We start from the raw sequence: 17,059 nt of genomic DNA, 5'->3' as shown, positions 1-17,059 counted from the left end.
ATGGGGCATGAGCGAAGGCGGCGAACATACGCGCGTAGGTCGGTTGCTCGGCGGGCGCTACCGGCTGACCGAGCGCATCGGCTCCGGCGGCATGGGCACCGTGTGGCAGGCCTACGACGAGCTCGTGGAGCGGGACGTCGCCGTCAAGGAGCCCCGGCTGCCCGGCGATCCGGAGGACGAGCACCGGCAGCGGGCCGCCCACCGCCTCTACCGCGAGGCCCGCGCCGCCGCCCGCGTCGACCATCCGGCCGCCGTCTCCATCCATGACGTGGTGGTGGAGGAGGACGGACTCCCGTGGATCGTCATGGAGTTGATCCGCGGTGAGTCCCTGCACGAGGTGCTCCGGCGCGGTCCGCTGGAGGCCCGGGAAGCCGCCCGTATCGGCCACGCCGTCCTCGGCGCCCTGCGCGCCGCGCACGCCGTCGGGATCGTCCACCGGGACGTCAAGCCCGCCAACGTCCTGCTGGGCGCCCACGACCGCGTGGTCCTCACCGACTTCGGCATCGCCCATGTCCAGGGCGAGGAATCCCTCACCATGAGCGGGGAGTTCGTCGGCTCACTGGAGTTCGTCGCGCCGGAGCGGATGTCGGGGCGCGGTGCCGGGCCGTCCTCCGACCTGTGGTCCCTGGGCGTCCTCTTGTACGCGGCCGTGGAAGGGGCTTCGCCGTTTCGCCGTACGACGGTGGAGTCCACCCTCGCCGCGGTCATCGCCTCCGATCCGCCCGAGCCCCGACAGGCGGGACCCCTCGGGCCGTTGATCTCCGCGCTGTTGGCGAAGGATCCCGAACAACGGCCGGGTGCGGAGGAGGTGGAGGCCGTACTGGAGGCGGTGGCCGAGGGGTGGCCGGTGCCGGAGGTCGCCGCCCGCGGGAGTGGGACAGAACCTCAGGATGTGTCACATCTGCGGGAGTTCGGCGACGACGCGGGGACTGTTCGGCTGGGGGCGGCCTCCGGGGTCGTACGGGAATCCGAGGCGGAGCCGTCGGCCGAACCCGCCGCCACCACCGCGCCCCACCCGGCCCCGACCCCCAGGCGCCCCGCCCTCCGCCGCCGCGCCGCCCTGGCCGCGACCGCCGTCCTCCTCGTCGGCGGTACCTGGTTCGCCGCCTCCTACTTCGGCGACACCGAGAACAGCGCGGCCACCGAGCAGACGGCCACCCTCACGGAGGCGCCGGCCCGCGAAGGGAGCGCCACTCCCAGCACCGCGGGCTGGACCGCGCACCGGCAGCCAGGCATGGACGCCGTTCTCTATCTGCCCAGGCGGTACCGGATGCTCTACCAGACGGACGGGTCCAGCAACGCCACCGGCCTGAGCGTCTACAACGACGGCACCGACGAGACCATCGCGGTCACGTTCATCGGGTGGGGCAAGGCCCCTTCCGCTCCGCTGGCCGAGGCGAAGGAGAACGTGATCGGTATGGAGGGGCACAAGCGGACCAAGGGCCAGTACACCGCCACCACCTTCGACGGCGACAAGGCCGTCTTGTCCGACGTCACCTACGACCCGCACGACAAGCCGGTCCGTGTGCTCCAACTCGTCGTGCGCACCTCCGACGACCGGATGTACCAGCTCCAGGTGCAGATGCCCAAGGGCACCCCGGACGAGAAGCGGGGGACCGCCCTCTTCAAGGGCGCGCGTGACCGCCTGGTGATCGGAAAAAGCTGAACCACCCCGACCCGTCCCCGCCCAACCCCCTGATCAGCGCAAACCTTGCCAGTGACCACTGGCGGCGTGTGTGCAGTCGGTGAAGCCGCGTTACCGACGGGTACCCAAAGGCTCCGCTCCGGCATACCCTGCGCCTCATGACGGAAGCGCATGCCCAGGCCAAGACCGGCACCAACCCCCTCGCCCCCGCCCCGGAGGGCGCCCGTACCGCCGCGGACGTGGTCACCCCCGAGCTGGTCGCCCAGCTGACCAAGGGTGTGGTGGGCTCCGGCCGCACCGCCAACCACACGCCGTTCACCGGCGAGAAGCTGGCCGATCTGCCGGAGTCGACGCCCGAGGACGTGGCGAAGGCCTACGAGGCGGCCCGCAGGGCACAGGCGGTGTGGGCGCAGACGCCGGTACGGCAGCGGGCGGCGGTCCTGCTCCGCTTCCACGACCTGATCCTGGAGCGCCAGGCCGAGGTCCTGGACCTCATCCAGCTGGAGACCGGCAAGGCCCGGCTGCACGCGCACGAGGAGGTCCAGGCCGTCGCCGTCGCGGCCCGTCACTACGGCCGCAAGGCCCCCTCCTATCTGAAGCCGAAGGGGCACACCGGCGCCGTCCCGACCCTGACCAAGGTCACCGAGCTGCGCCATCCGCGCGGTGTGGTCGGCCAGATCGCCCCCTGGAACTACCCGTTGGAGCTGTCGGTCGGCGACGCGCTGCCGGCTTTCGTGGCGGGCAACGCCGTCGTCATGAAGCCGGACACGGAGACCTGCCTCACCGCCCTCTGGGCCCGCGACCTCCTCATCGAGGCGGGCCTCCCCGCCGACGTCTTCCAGGTCGTCCTCGGCGACGGTCCCGTGGTCGGTCCCGAGGTCGTCCGGCATGCCGACTACGTCTCCTTCACCGGCTCGACCCGCACCGGTCGCGAGGTCGCCCAGGGCGCCGCCGCCCGTCTCGTCGGCGTCTCCCTCGAACTCGGTGGCAAGAACGCCATGGTGGTCCTGGAGGACGCCGACATCGAGAAGGCGGCGGCGGGCGCGGTCCGCGCCTGCTTCTCCTCCGCGGGCCAACTCTGCATCTCCATCGAGCGGTTGTACGTCCACGAGTCCATCGCCGACGCCTTCCTGGAGCGCTTCGCCGCCCGTACGAAGTCGATGCGGCTCGGCACGTCCCTCGCCTACGGCGCCGACATGGGCTCGCTGGTGGGGGAGCGCCAACTGGAGACGGTCACCCGGCATGTCGACGAGGCGGTCGCCAAGGGCGCCACGCTCGTCGCCGGCGGTGTCGCCCGACCCGACATCGGCCCGTACTTCTTCGAGCCCACGATCCTCGACGGTGTCACCGAGCCCATGGCGGTCTGCGCCGAGGAGACCTTCGGCCCGGTCGTCTCCATCTACCGTTTCAAGACCGAGGACGAGGCGATCGAGCAGGCCAACTCCACGGCCTACGGCCTCAATTCCTCGGTCTGGACGAAGAACGGCGCCCGCGGCCGCGCGGTCGCCGCCCGCCTGCGCACCGGCACGGTCAACGTCAACGAGGGCTACGCCCCCGCCTACGGCAGCGTCCAGTCCCCGATGGGCGGCATGAAGGACTCCGGCCTCGGCCGCCGCCACGGCTCGGAGGGCATCCTCAAGTACACGGAGGCCCAGACGGTGGCCCAGCAGCGGCTGCTGCCGATGGCGCCGTCGCTGGGGATGGACGACGAGAAGTACGCCGCCTTCATGAGCCGAAGCCTGCGGCTCATGAAGGCATTCCGGTTCCGATAGAGGCCCACGGGGCGCGGGGAACCGCGCGACCAGCCACAACGCACCTGCACGCGAAACTCGACGAGGAGCACCCGTGCCCCAGGACACCTACGATTACGACGTACTAGTCGTCGGCTCAGGCTTCGGCGGCTCCGTAACCGCCCTCCGCCTGACGGAAAAAGGCTACAAAGTCGGTGTCCTGGAAGCCGGTCGCCGCTTCACCCGCGACTCCCTCCCCAAGAACTCCTGGGACCTGAAGAACTACCTCTGGGCCCCCAGGCTCGGCCTGTTCGGCATCCAGCGCATCCACCTGCTGGGCAACGTCATGGTCCTGGCCGGCGCGGGAGTCGGCGGCGGCTCCCTCAACTACGCCAACACCCTCTACGTACCGCCGAAGCCGTTCTTCGACGACCCTCAGTGGCGTGACATCACGGACTGGCAGGAGGAGTTGAAGCCGTACTACGACCAGGCGCAGCGCATGCTCGGCGTACGGCTCAACCCGACGATGACCCCGTCCGACGTCCACCTGAAGTCGGCGGCCGAGAAGATGGGCGTGGGCGACACCTTCCACATGGCCCCGGTCGGCGTCTTCTTCGGCGACGGCAAGGACGCCGGGGGGACGGCGAAGGCGTCACCCGGCGCCGAGGTCGCCGACCCCTACTTCGGCGGCGCGGGCCCGTCCCGCAAGGCCTGCACCGAGTGCGGCGAGTGCATGACCGGCTGCCGCCACGGCGCCAAGAACACCCTCAACGAGAACTACCTCCACCTCGCCGAGAAGGCGGGCGCGGTCGTCCACCCGATGACGACGGTCGTCTCGGTCACGGACGACTCCCAGGGCGGCTACGCCGTCGCCACCCTCCCCACCGACGACCGCCGCAAGTCCTCGACGGGCCGCACCTTCAAGGCCCGCAAGGTGGTCCTGGCCGCCGGCACCTACGGCACCCAGACCCTGCTGCACCGCATGAAGGCGAACGGTCAACTCCCGCACGTCTCCGACAAGCTGGGCGAACTGACCCGCACCAACTCGGAGGCCCTGGTCGGCGCCCAGACCAACGACCGGCGCTACCGCAAGGCCACCGGTGAGGCGAAGGTCGACTTCACGCGCGGAGTCGCCATCACGTCCTCGATCCACCCGGACGAGAACACCCACATCGAGCCGGTCCGCTACGGCAAGGGGTCCAACTCGATGGGCGGCCTGTCGATCCTGCAAGTGCCGTACGCGGAGGGCTCGTCGAGGGTCATGGGGTGGCTGGCCAACGCCGCCCGCCACCCCACCCTCGTGCTCCGCTCCCTCTCCAACCGCCGCTGGTCGGAGCGGACCATCATCGGCCTGGTGATGCAGTCGCTGGACAACTCCCTGACGACGTACCTGAAACCGGACGGTGTCGGCAAGGGCCTGCTCACGGCCCGCCAGGGCCACGGTGCCCCCAACCCCAAACAGATCAGGGCCGCTTCGGAGAGCGCGTCGGCCATCGCCGCCGACATCAACGGCTTCGCCGGCTCCAACGTCGGCGAACTCATGGGCACGCCCCTCACCGCCCACTTCCTCGGCGGCTGCCCCATCGGCGCCTCCCGCGAGACCGGCGTCATCGACCCGTACCACCGTCTCTACGGCCACCCCGGCATCTCGGTCGTCGACGGCGCCGCGGTCTCGGCCAACCTGGGCGTGAACCCGTCCCTCACGATCACCGCCCAGGCCGAGCGGGCGATGTCGTTCTGGCCCAACAAGGGCGAGGAGGACCCGCGTCCGGCGCAGGGAGCGGCCTACGAACGCCTCGCTCCCGTCGAGCCGAAGACCCCGGCCGTCCCCGCGGAGGCGTTCGGCGCGCTGAAGCTGCCGTTCCTGGGGATGCCGACGGTGCCGCCGAAGAAGTGACCCCGCCCCCTGAACGTACGAGAAGGACCCGCACCCCCCTCCGAGTGCGGGTCCTTCTCCTTCTTGCGTGATGTCTCTTCTACGAGCCTTACGGCCGCGGAGCGTTACGCGTTCGAGCCGGCCCTGCGCCGCCGCACCGCGAACACCGCACCCGCACCGGCGACGACGGCGACACCACCGACGAGGCCGATCACCGGGAGCGCGGAGCTGGAGCCGGTCTCGGCGAGGTTGCCGGTCGGCAGGTCGGAGACCTCGCCCTGCGGCTTCTTCACCGACTCCTTGCTGCCGTTGTCGCTCGGGGTGGCGGAGCCCGGGTCGGGGTTGGCCGAACCGGCCTTCAGCACCTCGAAGTCGTACTGTGCCCATCCCTCGGCGATGCAGTCCTGCCCGTCGACGTTGTCGAGGTAGGCGCCGGAGCCGAAGGAGTAGGCGTCGCCGGCCGGGGCCTTGGAGCTGATGCTGACGCGCAGGTCGACGGTCTCGCTCTGGCCGGCCTTCAGCTTGTCGACGTAGAAGAAGTAGTCACCGGCCCAGTCGTCGGAGCCGATGCGGTCCCAGGAGCCGGACTCGGGGTTCTTGAACTCCAGGTCGACGTACGGGCTCAGGAACTTGGCCTCGTCGAGCTCGTAGTTCTCCACCTCGGCGTAGAAGGCGACGCCCTCGACGGTGGTCTTCGCGTCGTTGGTGACGGTCAGCTTGAACTTGTGGAACCCGTCGCCCGCGACGATCTTGCCCGGCAGGCCCTTGATGTCCGCGGAGACCTTGGCGCCGGCGTAGTCCTTGTCGACGTCCTCGCAGAAGGGCACGTCCGGGTCGCTCGGGTCCTCGCTCGGGTCGGCCGACTCGGAGGGCTCGGGCGTGGTCGACTCGCTCGGGGTGCCGCTCGGCGTCGAGGTCGCCGGCGTCGAGTCGGTCGGCGCGGGCGCGGTGTCGGTCGGCACGCCGGTGTCGGTCGGGGTGGAGGACGTCGTGTCCGACGGCGACGCGGACGTCGTCTCGCTCGTGGTGTCCGAGGGTGTGGCCGACGTCGTGGTCGTGTCGTCGGCGAACGCGGCCGGCGCGGACATCAGCGTGAGGGGAGCGAGGACCGCGGTCGCGGCTGCCACACCCATGGCACGGCGAAGCTTCATTGAAAAACCTCAAGGGAGTCCAGTGTGGAGGGCTCCGCGTGTGGGGCGCGGGTGTGGCCCTTGGTTCGCCTGGTTGGATCAGTGAAACCTGTGAAGGGTTGTACTGGGCCTCACAGATTTTTTATGTGCCCTGCATCACGTACGCTCTGCTGCTCGACAGACGTCCCACAGTTCGAGTGACGCAGAAATTCGAGTGACGCAGAAAGGTGCCGGCGCCGTGGCCGACAAACCGTCCGAAGAGCCGAGACCCGGTTCCGGCGAGGAACCGTCCATACCCGACGACGTATGGAAGAAGTTCCTCGAGGACCACGGCTCCGCGCCGCCCAAGGAGCCTTCCGCGCGCGCCCGGATGGTCACCGAGCGGCTGCGGCAGCAGGACGCGAAGGGCAAGGAGCCGGAGGGCTGGCGCACCGGCCCCGCCTGGCAGGAGACGAACGGGCGTGCGGGCCGGCGCCGCAAGGTGTGGGCGGTGCTCGGTGTACTCGTCGCCGGCGCGGTGGCCGTCGTGGCCATGAAGCCGTCGCTGCTTCCGGGCGACCCCTTCGGCACCGGCACGTCCGACCCGGCCGCGGCCTCCCCCCTCCCCGTCGAGACCGCCGCCCCCACGGCCCCGCCCTCTTCCGCGGACCCCCGAACCCCCACGCGGGCCCACCCGTTCGCGGGCTCCCCGGCCGCGCAGTGGGCCGACGGCGAGGCGGGCATCGTCCTGCCGAAGGCGACCCCTGTCGGCAGCCTCACCAAGGCGCAGGTCGAGCAGGCCCTGCAGCTGACCCGTACGCTCCTGACCGACGCGAACCTCAACGCGGCCACCCTGCGCGGCGAACGCCCCGCCACCGCCCTGGGGGTGATCGAGCCTCAGCAGAAGGACCTGCTGGCCCGGCTGAACACGTCGTTGAGGAAGCCGGACAAGAAGCACGACCCGCTGGCGATGTTCAGCCGCTTCGACCCCTCCGAGGTCGAGCTGGTCGGTGACGTGGTCAAGACCCGTGGCCGTATGACCTTCAAGGCCGGCGAGCAGGCCTCCGTCGCCATCCACGCCGACTACACCTTCGTCTACCCGGTGGTCAGGACCGGCGACTCGAAGGAGGTCACCCGCACCATCGTGCGCCGCGTCCTCGACATCGAGATGTCCGACCCGGCCAAGTACACCGTCACCCGGGGCAAGATCGCCGTCGTCCGCTACGACCAGGAGGTCGGCAACACCGCCTGCGACGTCTACGACGGTTATCTGCACCCGCAGTTCAACGCCGACGCCCCGACCAGCGCGCCCCCGACCGGCCCGACGACGGACCCGTACGACCGCAGCAAGGGCATCGACGACGACCGTACGAAGGGCTGCGGGACGGTGTCCCGAGTCTGACCCGTCGGTCTGCAGGCATGCGAAGGGCCCCGCGGGACTTGGCCGCGGGGCCCTTCTCCGTCAGCACCGACGTCAGGGCAGCGCCGGTGCCTGGTAGCGGCGCCGGGGGGTTGCGCCGCTGGTCTCGTGTGCTCTCTGTGTGCCGTGGGTCGCCGCCCCGGCGCACTGGGGGCGCGCGGATGGTCTGGACCTCTGGCACTACGGAAGGCCGACAATGCAGTTGTCTGCGACGGGACTTGGGGGCTTTCTACGCATCGTGCTGGATGGGCGCGGCCTCCGCAACCGTTTGACCCAGGGTTGTGCATTTTTGCATTTTCCGCCGGTCGGCCCCGAGCGTCCCCGGAGCCGACCGTTTACTTGGGTGACCGGGCTGCTGTCCCCTGCCGTCCGGTCACAACCCTGGAACGAGGTCCCACGACGCACGGCACGACCCGTACGCCTCATCGCTCCAGCAAGCCACGCGTGGTTCTTTCGGGCCCGCCCCTGGCTGGCACGGACACCCCACCAACGAGACGGTTCGCGGGGCGGTCACGCGCCGTACGGGTGAGAAGGGGGCCGAACTCAGATGCGACCGCGGGACAGTTCGAGCAGCGTCATCGCGAGGGACGTACCCGGCTTGCCCAGGGCCTCCCGGTAGCGGTCGAGGATCTCCATCTCGCGGGAGAGGTGCACACGCCTGCCGCCGGAGGCGATACGGGTCTGCTGCACGACGGCGGAGACGGCCATCCGTTCCTGGATGAGACCGATGATCCGGTCGTCGAGCGCGTCGATGCGTTCGCGGGCGTCCGCGATGGTCGCTTCCGGTGTAGTGGTCATGTCGGGCTCCTCGGTGAGGCGGCGCCCCGAAGCGACAGGATCCGGAGAAACACCAGGCGCCCCGGACCTTGTCGGCCCGGGGCGCCTGGGAAGTCGCTTGTCAGTTGCTCAAGCAGCACGACCATGGCAGCCGGTGGGCCGGTTGCCATAGGTAAAGAGGAAGGTCGCCTTCTCAAGCATGCGGACACTATAAACCAGCCCGTCCGGCGTTCGAGGACGAGGCCCGCTCAGGGCCGGAGCGGGGGTCCGGGGGCGGCAGCCGCCAGCAGGCGGGACCGGCCCCGCGGCCACCCCGGTAGAATCGGCACCACTGACCCCCGCCCAACCGCCGGAAGGCCCCCGTGTCACAAGCCTCCGCCCCCGACACCGTCCTGGTCGTCGACTTCGGCGCGCAGTACGCCCAGCTCATCGCCCGTCGCGTCCGTGAGGCCCGGGTCTACAGCGAGATCGTGCCGAGCACCATGCCGGTCACGGAGATGCTCGCCAAGAACCCGGCGGCGATCATCCTCTCCGGCGGCCCCTCGTCCGTGTACGAGGAGGGCGCCCCCCGTATCGACCGCGCGCTCTTCGACGCCGGCGTCCCCGTCTTCGGCATGTGCTACGGCTTCCAGCTGATGGCCCAGTCCCTCGGCGGCACGGTCGACAACACCGGCGCCCGCGAGTACGGCCGTACGGATCTGCACGTGTCGAAGTCGTCCTCCACCCTCTTCGAGGGCACCCCTGCCGAGCAGCACGTGTGGATGTCCCACGGCGACGCCTGCTCCGCCGCCCCCGAGGGCTTCTCCGTCACGGCCTCCACGGACGTCGTCCCGGTCGCCGCCTTCGAGAACGACGAGAAGAAGCTCTACGGCGTCCAGTACCACCCGGAGGTCATGCACTCGACGCACGGCCAGCAGGTCCTGGAGCACTTCCTGTACCGGGGCGCGGGCCTGACCCCCTCCTGGACCACCGGGAACGTGATCGAGGAGCAGGTCGCGGCGATCCGCGAGCAGGTCGGCGACAGGCGCGCCATCTGCGGCCTGTCCGGCGGCGTCGACTCCGCGGTGGCGGCGGCCCTGGTCCAGAAGGCCATCGGCTCCCAGCTGACCTGCGTGTACGTCGACCACGGCCTGATGCGCAAGGGCGAGACCGAGCAGGTCGAGAAGGACTTCGTGGCCGCGACCGGCGTGCAGTTGAAGGTCGTGGACGCGGAGGCCCGCTTCCTCGACGCCCTTGCCGGTGTCTCCGACCCGGAGCAGAAGCGGAAGATCATCGGCCGCGAGTTCATCCGGGTCTTCGAGCAGGCGCAGGCGGAGATCATCGCGGACGAGGGTCCGGCGGTGGAGTTCCTCGTACAGGGCACGCTCTATCCGGACGTGGTCGAGTCCGGTGGCGGCACCGGCACCGCCAACATCAAGTCCCACCACAACGTCGGCGGCCTCCCCGAGGACCTCGAGTTCCAGCTGATCGAGCCCCTCCGCAAGCTGTTCAAGGACGAGGTCCGGATGGTCGGCCAGGAGCTCGGCCTGCCGGACGAGATCGTCCAGCGCCAGCCCTTCCCGGGCCCGGGTCTCGGCATCCGGATCGTCGGCGAGGTCACCAAGGACCGTCTCGACCTGCTCCGCGAGGCCGACGCCATCGCCCGCGAGGAGCTGACCGCGGCCGGCCTCGACCGGGACATCTGGCAGTGCCCGGTGGTCCTGCTCGCGGACGTCCGCTCCGTCGGCGTCCAGGGCGACGGCCGCACCTACGGCCACCCGATCGTCCTGCGCCCGGTGTCGAGCGAGGACGCGATGACGGCCGACTGGTCCCGTCTCCCGTACGAGGTGCTTGCGAAGATCTCCACCCGGATCACCAACGAGGTGCGGGACGTCAACCGCGTCGTCCTGGACGTCACCTCGAAGCCCCCGGGCACGATCGAGTGGGAGTAGGCATCCCCTCCTGATGGTCAGGTCCGTTTGAGGGTCCGCACCGGCTCTCCGGGCTTCCAGACCTGGGCGACCAGGTACGTCTCGTCCTCGACGTGGATCCGCACGACCTCCGTCAGCTCGGTGCGGAAGAGGTGGAACGGCTCCGGCGGTTCCACCTCTTCCCCGTACGCGCCCTTCATCCCGGCGTCCTCGACCTCGACCGCCCGCCCGGCGATCCGCACATCCCCGCCGCCCATGCTCTGTCCCTCCCCGGGGTTCGCCTGCAACGCGAACCGCGGGTCGCGCCGCAGGTCGAGGGCCTTGAGCGAGTCCGGCATCATGCCCAGCCACAGCTCGCCGTTCAGGAAACGGACCTCCAGGCCCGTGGTGCGCGGGGAGCCGTCCTTGCGGAGGGTGGCCAGCACATGATGGGTGAAGGCGCCGAAGCGCTCCTCGACCGTCTTCGCCAGTTCGGGTTCGGCGGCGCCGAAGGCCGCCCAGTTCCATGCCATACGTCGAGTCTCGTGCCGATACCGGACATCTTCTGTCGTGTATCGACTACGTGCGTCATCTTTACAAAACACCTCTGTTCTCTTGTGCTGACCGACGGTAACTTCCGCCTCGTACAGCAAACCCAGTGCTGGAGGAACACATGCACGGGCCGACTCCGCCGATGCCCCTGCCCACCGACCGGCTGCAGTTCGCCATGCCGCCGATGCACGACTCGGTCGACGAGGAGCGCCGGCATCGCAAGGAGCGGCTCGCGGGCGCGTTGCGGATCTTCGGACGGCTGGGCTTCGAGGACGGGGTCTCGGGGCACATCACGGCACGCGATCCCGAGTACTCCGACTGCTTCTGGGTGAACCCCTTCGGGATGCCCTTCAAGCACGTCACCGTGAGCGACCTGGTGCTCGCCAACTCCGACGGCCAGGTCATCGAGGGCCGCTACCACGTCAACCAGGCCGCCTTCACCGTCCACGTCCAGGTCCACGCCGCCCGCCCGGACGTCGTCGCCGTCGCCCACTGCCACTCGGTGCACGGCCGCGCGCTGTCCGCGCTGGGCGACCTCCTGGACCCCCTCACCCAGGAGAGCTGCGCCTTCTACGAGGACCACGCCCTCTACGACGCCTACACCGGCGTCGCGGTCGACGCCGATGAGGGCCGCCGTATCGCCACCGCGCTCGGCACCCGCAAGGCGCTCGTCCTGCGCAACCACGGCCTGCTGACCGTCGGCGACTCGGTGGACGCGGCGGCCTGGTGGTTCCTGTCCATGGAACGCTCCGCCCAGGTCCAGCTGACCGCCAAGGCGGCCGGCCGCCCCCTCCTGATCGACCACAAGCTCGCGGTGGCGACCCGCGAACAGCTCGGCGGCGACCTGGTGGCGTGGATCAACTACCAGCCCATGTGGCAGGACATCAGCCGCAGCGAACCGGATCTGCTGAGCTGACGGTTTTCAGAACCCCCTCAGCACGGCCGCCTTCGTCATCGCGAACTCCTCGTCCGTCAGCACCCCGTCCCGATGCAGGTCGCCCAACTCCCGCAGCCTGCGCAGGAGTACGTCGTGATGGTCGGCCGACGGCGGCACCGCACCGGTGGGCGCGCGCCGGTCCGCGTACTTCTCGCCGTCGCGGGTGGACGGGTGCGGCAGACGTGCGGTGACCGCGGTGGCGACCAGCGCGGTGAGCAGATCGCGCCGGGAACTGCCCCACAGATCCAGGGCGTACGGGTCCTTCTCCGGCGGCAGTTTGGAGAACACCCCCTCCCGCGTCACGAACCGCAGGAACCCGTCCTCGTAACCGGAGTTGGGCAGCCACTCCACCTGCATCAGATCCCCTACGGCGATGATCCGCGGCCCGGTCGCCCGCTTGACCCGGTCCGAGGTGTCCGCCCAGTCGATCCGCACCTGGGTGCCGTCGAAGGAGACGGTGCCGTCGGAGGACCGGACCGAGACCGGCACCGGCGGCCCCGGCAGCAGATACGCCTTCGTCGGCTCCTTGGGGACCTGGTCCAGCAGCAGGGCCCGCCGGATCTCCTCGGCGACGTACTCGGCGACCCCCGCCCGGTCCACGTCCACCACCAGCCGGTACGGATCCGCCGGATCGGGCAGTCTCCCGCCGGTCGCCTGCAGCAGCGGATCGGCACCCTCACGCAGCCGCATCCGCAGCCGCCCCCGCTTCCGCTCGGGCTCGAAGACCACACCGGCGATCGCTTCGAGGGGGACGGCGACCTCCCCGTACGTCTGCCGGAACAGCGGCACGGAGCGGTGCAGGCCCGGCGTGATCCTGACCGTGGTGCCGTCGAAGGCCCAGGTCCCGTCCCGCTGGATGATCTCGGCCATAGGGAAATTCTCGCAGCCGGGTCAACACGGCGGCCCCCTCCTCACCCGCGCTGACCAGACCTGGCGGACGGGAGTGCGGTGGCGTAGGGCACAATTCGCTGTCATCACGCGGGAGTCGCGGGGCGGCGGACGACTGCTGGGCAGGGGCGCCGGTCGGTGGTCGACAGTCGACCGTCGGTAGTCGATGGGTCGTGGGGAAGGCAGGCGTCGGGCGTGGCGGTGCAGGAGGCGAGAGGGGGCGCGGAGACAGGTGCGCCCGGTGGTGGGGCGCACGCGGGTGGCTGCACCTGCGGGGACTGCCCGCACGGGGCGCGCGAGGGACATCGGCGGGCGGTCGCCGAGTTCCTGCTCCTGCGCGACGGGTTCGCGGCCGGAGAGGGCGTACCGGCGGCGGTGGCCCACTCGGCCCAGGCGTCCCGCCAGTGGGTCTCGGAGGAACTCACCCAGTCGGCGGAACTCGTCGCCGAGCGCGGCCGCGCCGAGGGCGAGGCCTGGCTGGCCCGCCTGTGGCGCCGTACGGCGATCGCCGTGGGGGCACTGGTCGTCGTGCTGCTCCTGGCGCAGTCCCTGACGGCGATCGGCGCGGGCTGGACCTCCGCGCGCACCGCCGGACTCCTGGCCGCCCTGCTGGTGGGCGGCGCGCTGACGGCCGCCTCCTGGTTCCACCGGGCCCGCGGTGGCGCGCTCGCCCCGGTGATCGGCGACGACAACCGCCTCTCCACCTCGCGCACGGTCGCCGCGGCCTGGGTCCTCTTCGTCGCCTACGCGGCCCTCGTCCTGGTCGGCCGTCTGGCCGCCGCCTCCGACCACGCCGAGCGCGACGCCCTGATCTCCGGCCTCGAACTCGCCCGGGGCGCGGGCGTGGTGACCGTCCTCGCCGTGGTGTGCGGCATCGCCGTGCTGGTCCGGCGCGTGGTCGGACTGCGGGTCCTCGGCCAACGGCTGCAGAAGGTACGGGCGGACCGGCCCAGGGCGGCCGACCTGCTGACCGACGACTCGGGCCGGGGCACCTTCGCCGACATCCAGTACGTCGCGATCAGCGCCGTCGCCCTTCTCTTCTCGGCGGTACGCCTGGCCCGCCGCCCGGACCAACTCCCCGACCTGCCCTGGGGGCTCGCGGTGGTGGTCCTGGTCTCGGCGGCGACCTACCTGGCCGGCAAGTACGCCGAGGGCGGCCGCCCGGTCATCCTCTCGGTGGTCCGCGCCCGAGAGGCAGGCGACCTCGACGGACCCATCCGCACCGGCGACGACATCGAGATCCGCGGCGCGGGCTTCGTCCCATCGGGGGCACAGGGCGCCGACCGGCTCTCCCGGATGGTCGTGCGGATCGGTGCGGTGAACGTCCACGTTCCCCTCGTTCCGGTGACGGGCGGCTTCAGTAATCCGACCGACGCGGTGCTGACCGTGCCGGTACCGGCGGATGTGGAGCCGGGGCGGGTGGAGGTGCAGGTGGTGACAGCGGCGGGGGTTGAGACGAACCGCTATGCGATTGATGTGATGGATTAGTGGGGAGAGGTTCACTCCGGAGGGTTCGGCCGACTCGGTCCGTCCTGGACGGAAAACGGCACGAACACATTGAGCGGTCCCTCCCTCTCGTACGTATGGTCTGTCAAGGGGTCCCGGCACGGCGGGCGAGAGGCGACAGTGATGACTCACGGCATGCGCACGGACACGTACACCCCCCACCTCGACAACGACCGTGGCTGGCGCGACAACCTCGCCCGCTACGCCCTCCTTCCGCTCCGCGTCTTCCTCGGCGTCACCTTCATCTACGCCGGCCTGGACAAGATCACGAGCAGCACCTTCATGAAGTCCTCCGGCGCGGGCTCGATCGGCGAGACGATGCACGCCGTCCGCAACTCCTCGGCCATCCCGGCCCTGGTCGACCTGGCCCTGAAGAACCCCGTCGGCTTCGGCTACGCCATCGCCTTCGGTGAACTGGCCGTCGGCATCGGCACCCTGATCGGCCTGCTCGCCCGCCTCGCCGCGCTCGGCGGCGCGCTGATCTCCTTCAGCCTCTGGATGACGGTCAGTTGGGCCAACAGCCCGTACTACTACGGCAACGACCTCGCCTACCTGATGGCCTGGCTCCCCCTCGTCCTCGCGGGCGCCCCCATGTTCTCCCTGGACGCCGCCCTCCGCGCGCGGCGCAACCGGCGGGCGGGAGGTTACCGGTAGCTCCTGGTCGGCGGGGGCTACCGGTGGCGGATGCCGGGGTGCCCCGGAGAGCCGCCACCATCCATCAGACACGAGGTCATCGGGCCGGTACGTGAGGCGTCATCCCGACGCGTCCGACCGGCCTTCCGCCGTCGCCGTCTCCTTCCGCGCCGTCACCGACCGGCGCCGGCGTATGCCCCGGCTCACCAACCCCACCGCACCGGCCAGGCAGAGCCCGACGAGGACGACCGGTATCACCGCGAACCACGGCGTCTCCCACGCCCCGCCCGCGTCCCCGACGTAGATGACACCCGCGAGGGCGAGGAAGCCCCCGGCTACCAGCCTTCCGGGCTGGAACTCATGACGCAGCACGGTCCACCTCCGCCTGCCCGAGGCCGACCCGGAGGTCGAGGTCGAGCGTGCCGGTGTTCTTGCCGCCGCCGACCGGCGTCAGGGTCACGTCCTTGTGCTTGCCCGGCTCCACGTCCACGTCCTTCTGCTTGTCGCCCGGCAACTGGATGTCGCCCACCCCCACGTCGATGCTCAGCCTCACGGTCACGTCCTTCGGCACGATCACCCTCAGCCGGCCCGCCCCGACCTCGGCTCCCGCGCTCACCGTCTGCCCCTTCTTCAGGTCCAGCAGACTCAGGTCCAGGGTGCCGACGCCGCTGCCGAGGTCGTACTTCTCCTGTACGTCCGCCATCGCGGCCGGCTGCCAGGTCGTGCGTATCCAGTGCGTGCTGATGTCCTTCGGCAGGGCGGCCGACGAGGCGAGCAGCGCCGCCGTGACGACGGCCAGGAAGATCGATCCCGCCCCCGTACGCCCCAGGAACGAGCTGACCGCGATACCCAGTCCGAAGACGATCAGCGCACCCGCCAGACCGGTCTGCAGGCTGGTTCCGAGCGTGTGGTCGCCCCACGTCGCGGCGGTGCCGACGCCGCCCGCCAGCAGGGCGAGCAGGAAGATCCAGCCGCCGATCCAGCGGGGGCCGCGCGGCCTCGGGGCCGGGCGGTGCTGCTGGGCGCGGACGTCCACGCGGTTGATCCAGGAGTTGCCCAGGCTGATGTTGACCGCAGCGGCGATGTCCCGGTCGCGGGAGTCCTGGGGGCCCCACAGATAGCCGGTGCCGCCGACGTGGGTGCCGTCCTTGACTATCGGGTCGCGCCACCAGGAGGGGTAGGAGGCGGGGACCGGCGGTGCCTGGGCCTCCGGCGGGGCGTCGGCGACCGCCTGGGCGGCCAGCGGGTCGGGGTCGGGGGCGCCGCGCTGGCGCGACCAGTACCCGGCGCCCGCGAGGAGGAGGGAGAGGACGACGGCGAAGGCCAGCACGCTGCCGTTCTTCAACATCGTCAGGAACACCCCGCAGCCGACCAGCGCGAACAGCACCGCGGTCAGCGCCTGGCCGTCGACACGGCCCGTCAGCAGCTTGCGGACCTCGTTCTCCTCGTCGTCCTCGAAGGGGACCAGGAGCCAGACGAAGCCGTAGAAGATCAGACCGATACCGCCGGTCGCGGAGAGCACGACCAGGGTGATCCGGAAGATCACCGGGTCCATGTCGCACTGCCGCCCGAGCCCGGAGCAGACCCCGGCGAGCATCTTGTACCGCCGGTCCCGCCGGAACTTGCGGGGCGCGGCGGCCTCGTCGACGTCGGCCTCTCCGACCGAGGGTGCTTCCCGCACGCCGGTCGCGGTGCCCGCGCGGCCTCCGTCCCGCATGCCATTGCCGGCTTCCGCGCTGCTGTCTCCCTGCCTGCCCGCGGCGGCCCCCTCACCCCTTTCTCCCCGCGCGCCCGCCTGCCCGTGCGCGCCCGCGCTCGCGTGTGTGCGGGAGCCCGCGTCGGCCTGGGCGCCGGCGCCTGCCGCCGCACCGGAGCCCGCGTCGGCTCCCGCCCCGGCGGCATCCGCGGCGGGCGCGGCGTCCTGCGGCCCGGCGCCCTGGGCGGGGCGTGGGCCGGAGCCGGGTCCCGGACCCGTCGCGGCGCGCTCGTGATCTGTCATGTGTCCATGGTGACGGCCGGGCCGCCCCGGCGGGAGTCGGCATGACCCTGGCCGGACCCTGATATCGCCCCTGAGCCGGGGCCGGGGAAGCGTTCGAC

General features: G+C 70.9%; 14 protein-coding genes. 8 read left to right on the top strand and 6 right to left on the bottom strand.

What is annotated here, in order from left to right:
• Positions 1-7: 7 nt before the first annotated feature.
• The 3 genes from ACWC09_RS08900 to ACWC09_RS08890 all read left to right on the top strand — a co-directional run bounded on the left by ACWC09_RS08900 (position 8) and on the right by ACWC09_RS08890 (position 5,272).
• Positions 8-1,666, top strand: a complete 1,659-nt coding sequence (locus ACWC09_RS08900; protein ID WP_450849857.1) for a serine/threonine-protein kinase — start codon at positions 8-10, stop codon at positions 1,664-1,666.
• Between the two features lie 137 nt (positions 1,667-1,803).
• Positions 1,804-3,417, top strand: coding sequence for a succinic semialdehyde dehydrogenase (locus tag ACWC09_RS08895; RefSeq protein ID WP_450849856.1), 1,614 nt, complete (start codon positions 1,804-1,806; stop codon positions 3,415-3,417).
• Between the two features lie 73 nt (positions 3,418-3,490).
• Positions 3,491-5,272, top strand: a complete 1,782-nt coding sequence (locus ACWC09_RS08890; protein ID WP_450849855.1) for a GMC family oxidoreductase N-terminal domain-containing protein — start codon at positions 3,491-3,493, stop codon at positions 5,270-5,272.
• Positions 5,273-5,376: 104 nt separating this feature from the next.
• On the opposite strand, the gene ACWC09_RS08885 is transcribed toward ACWC09_RS08890, so the two are convergent.
• Complete coding sequence (locus ACWC09_RS08885; RefSeq protein ID WP_450849854.1) at positions 5,377-6,402, bottom strand: LAETG motif-containing sortase-dependent surface protein; 1,026 nt, start codon at positions 6,400-6,402, stop codon at positions 5,377-5,379.
• Positions 6,403-6,619: 217 nt separating this feature from the next.
• Here ACWC09_RS08885 and ACWC09_RS08880 point away from each other — a divergent pair, with 217 nt between their 5' ends.
• The gene (locus ACWC09_RS08880; protein ID WP_450849853.1) at positions 6,620-7,762 is read left to right on the top strand and encodes a hypothetical protein; all 1,143 of its coding nucleotides are present in this window, start codon (positions 6,620-6,622) and stop codon (positions 7,760-7,762) included.
• A 561-nt stretch (positions 7,763-8,323) separates the two neighbouring features.
• Here ACWC09_RS08880 and ACWC09_RS08875 read toward each other — a convergent pair.
• Complete coding sequence (locus tag ACWC09_RS08875; RefSeq protein ID WP_450849852.1) at positions 8,324-8,578, bottom strand: chorismate mutase; 255 nt, start codon at positions 8,576-8,578, stop codon at positions 8,324-8,326.
• A 341-nt stretch (positions 8,579-8,919) separates the two neighbouring features.
• On the opposite strand from ACWC09_RS08875, the gene guaA reads away from it, so the two are divergent.
• Positions 8,920-10,488 (top strand): glutamine-hydrolyzing GMP synthase, encoded by a 1,569-nt coding sequence (gene guaA / locus ACWC09_RS08870; protein WP_450849851.1) that lies wholly within the window; start codon positions 8,920-8,922, stop codon positions 10,486-10,488.
• Between the two features lie 17 nt (positions 10,489-10,505).
• Here guaA and ACWC09_RS08865 read toward each other — a convergent pair whose 3' ends face one another.
• Positions 10,506-10,979: a pyridoxamine 5'-phosphate oxidase family protein gene (locus ACWC09_RS08865; RefSeq protein WP_450849850.1), complete on the bottom strand. Its 474-nt coding sequence runs from the start codon at positions 10,977-10,979 to the stop codon at positions 10,506-10,508.
• Between the two features lie 140 nt (positions 10,980-11,119).
• Between ACWC09_RS08865 and ACWC09_RS08860 the strand changes: the two genes are divergently transcribed.
• The gene (locus tag ACWC09_RS08860; RefSeq protein WP_450849849.1) at positions 11,120-11,914 is read left to right on the top strand and encodes a class II aldolase/adducin family protein; all 795 of its coding nucleotides are present in this window, start codon (positions 11,120-11,122) and stop codon (positions 11,912-11,914) included.
• Between the two features lie 6 nt (positions 11,915-11,920).
• Here the strand turns inward: ACWC09_RS08860 and ACWC09_RS08855 are convergent, their stop codons facing one another.
• A complete protein-coding gene (locus tag ACWC09_RS08855; RefSeq protein WP_450849848.1) occupies positions 11,921-12,805 on the bottom strand; it encodes a DUF4429 domain-containing protein in 885 nt (294 codons plus the stop codon).
• A 213-nt stretch (positions 12,806-13,018) separates the two neighbouring features.
• Here ACWC09_RS08855 and ACWC09_RS08850 point away from each other — a divergent pair, with 213 nt between their 5' ends.
• The gene (locus tag ACWC09_RS08850) at positions 13,019-14,311 is read left to right on the top strand and encodes a hypothetical protein (RefSeq protein WP_450849847.1); all 1,293 of its coding nucleotides are present in this window, start codon (positions 13,019-13,021) and stop codon (positions 14,309-14,311) included.
• 141 nt (positions 14,312-14,452) lie between these two features.
• On the top strand, positions 14,453-14,983 hold the full coding sequence (locus tag ACWC09_RS08845; RefSeq protein ID WP_450849846.1) for a DoxX family protein: 531 nt from the start codon (positions 14,453-14,455) through the stop codon (positions 14,981-14,983).
• Between the two features lie 99 nt (positions 14,984-15,082).
• On the opposite strand, the gene ACWC09_RS08840 is transcribed toward ACWC09_RS08845, so the two are convergent.
• Both ACWC09_RS08840 and ACWC09_RS08835 read right to left on the bottom strand, forming a co-directional pair.
• The gene (locus ACWC09_RS08840; protein WP_450849845.1) at positions 15,083-15,334 is read right to left on the bottom strand and encodes a hypothetical protein; all 252 of its coding nucleotides are present in this window, start codon (positions 15,332-15,334) and stop codon (positions 15,083-15,085) included.
• Positions 15,321-16,961, bottom strand: a complete 1,641-nt coding sequence (locus ACWC09_RS08835; protein ID WP_450849844.1) for a PspC domain-containing protein — start codon at positions 16,959-16,961, stop codon at positions 15,321-15,323. Before ACWC09_RS08835 ends, ACWC09_RS08840 begins: the two co-directional genes overlap by 14 nt.
• Positions 16,962-17,059 lie beyond the last annotated feature (98 nt).

The sequence above is a fragment of the Streptomyces sp. NPDC001617 genome (assembly GCF_053596855.1).
This window is presented reverse-complemented; position numbering and strand designations above follow the sequence as displayed.

Bases quoted from the DNA above. Each gene is read 5' to 3' on its own strand.
- ACWC09_RS08900 (WP_450849857.1), top strand. From the start codon at position 8: ATGAGCGAAGGCGGCGAACATACGCGCGTAGGTCGGTTGCTCGGCGGG.
- ACWC09_RS08895 (WP_450849856.1), top strand. From the start codon at position 1,804: ATGACGGAAGCGCATGCCCAGGCCAAGACCGGCACCAACCCCCTCGCC.
- ACWC09_RS08885 (WP_450849854.1), bottom strand. From the start codon at position 6,402: ATGAAGCTTCGCCGTGCCATGGGTGTGGCAGCCGCGACCGCGGTCCTC.
- ACWC09_RS08875 (WP_450849852.1), bottom strand. From the start codon at position 8,578: ATGACCACTACACCGGAAGCGACCATCGCGGACGCCCGCGAACGCATC.
- ACWC09_RS08865 (WP_450849850.1), bottom strand. From the start codon at position 10,979: ATGGCATGGAACTGGGCGGCCTTCGGCGCCGCCGAACCCGAACTGGCG.
- ACWC09_RS08860 (WP_450849849.1), top strand. From the start codon at position 11,120: ATGCACGGGCCGACTCCGCCGATGCCCCTGCCCACCGACCGGCTGCAG.
- ACWC09_RS08855 (WP_450849848.1), bottom strand. From the start codon at position 12,805: ATGGCCGAGATCATCCAGCGGGACGGGACCTGGGCCTTCGACGGCACC.
- ACWC09_RS08845 (WP_450849846.1), top strand. From the start codon at position 14,453: ATGACTCACGGCATGCGCACGGACACGTACACCCCCCACCTCGACAAC.
- ACWC09_RS08835 (WP_450849844.1), bottom strand. From the start codon at position 16,961: ATGACAGATCACGAGCGCGCCGCGACGGGTCCGGGACCCGGCTCCGGC.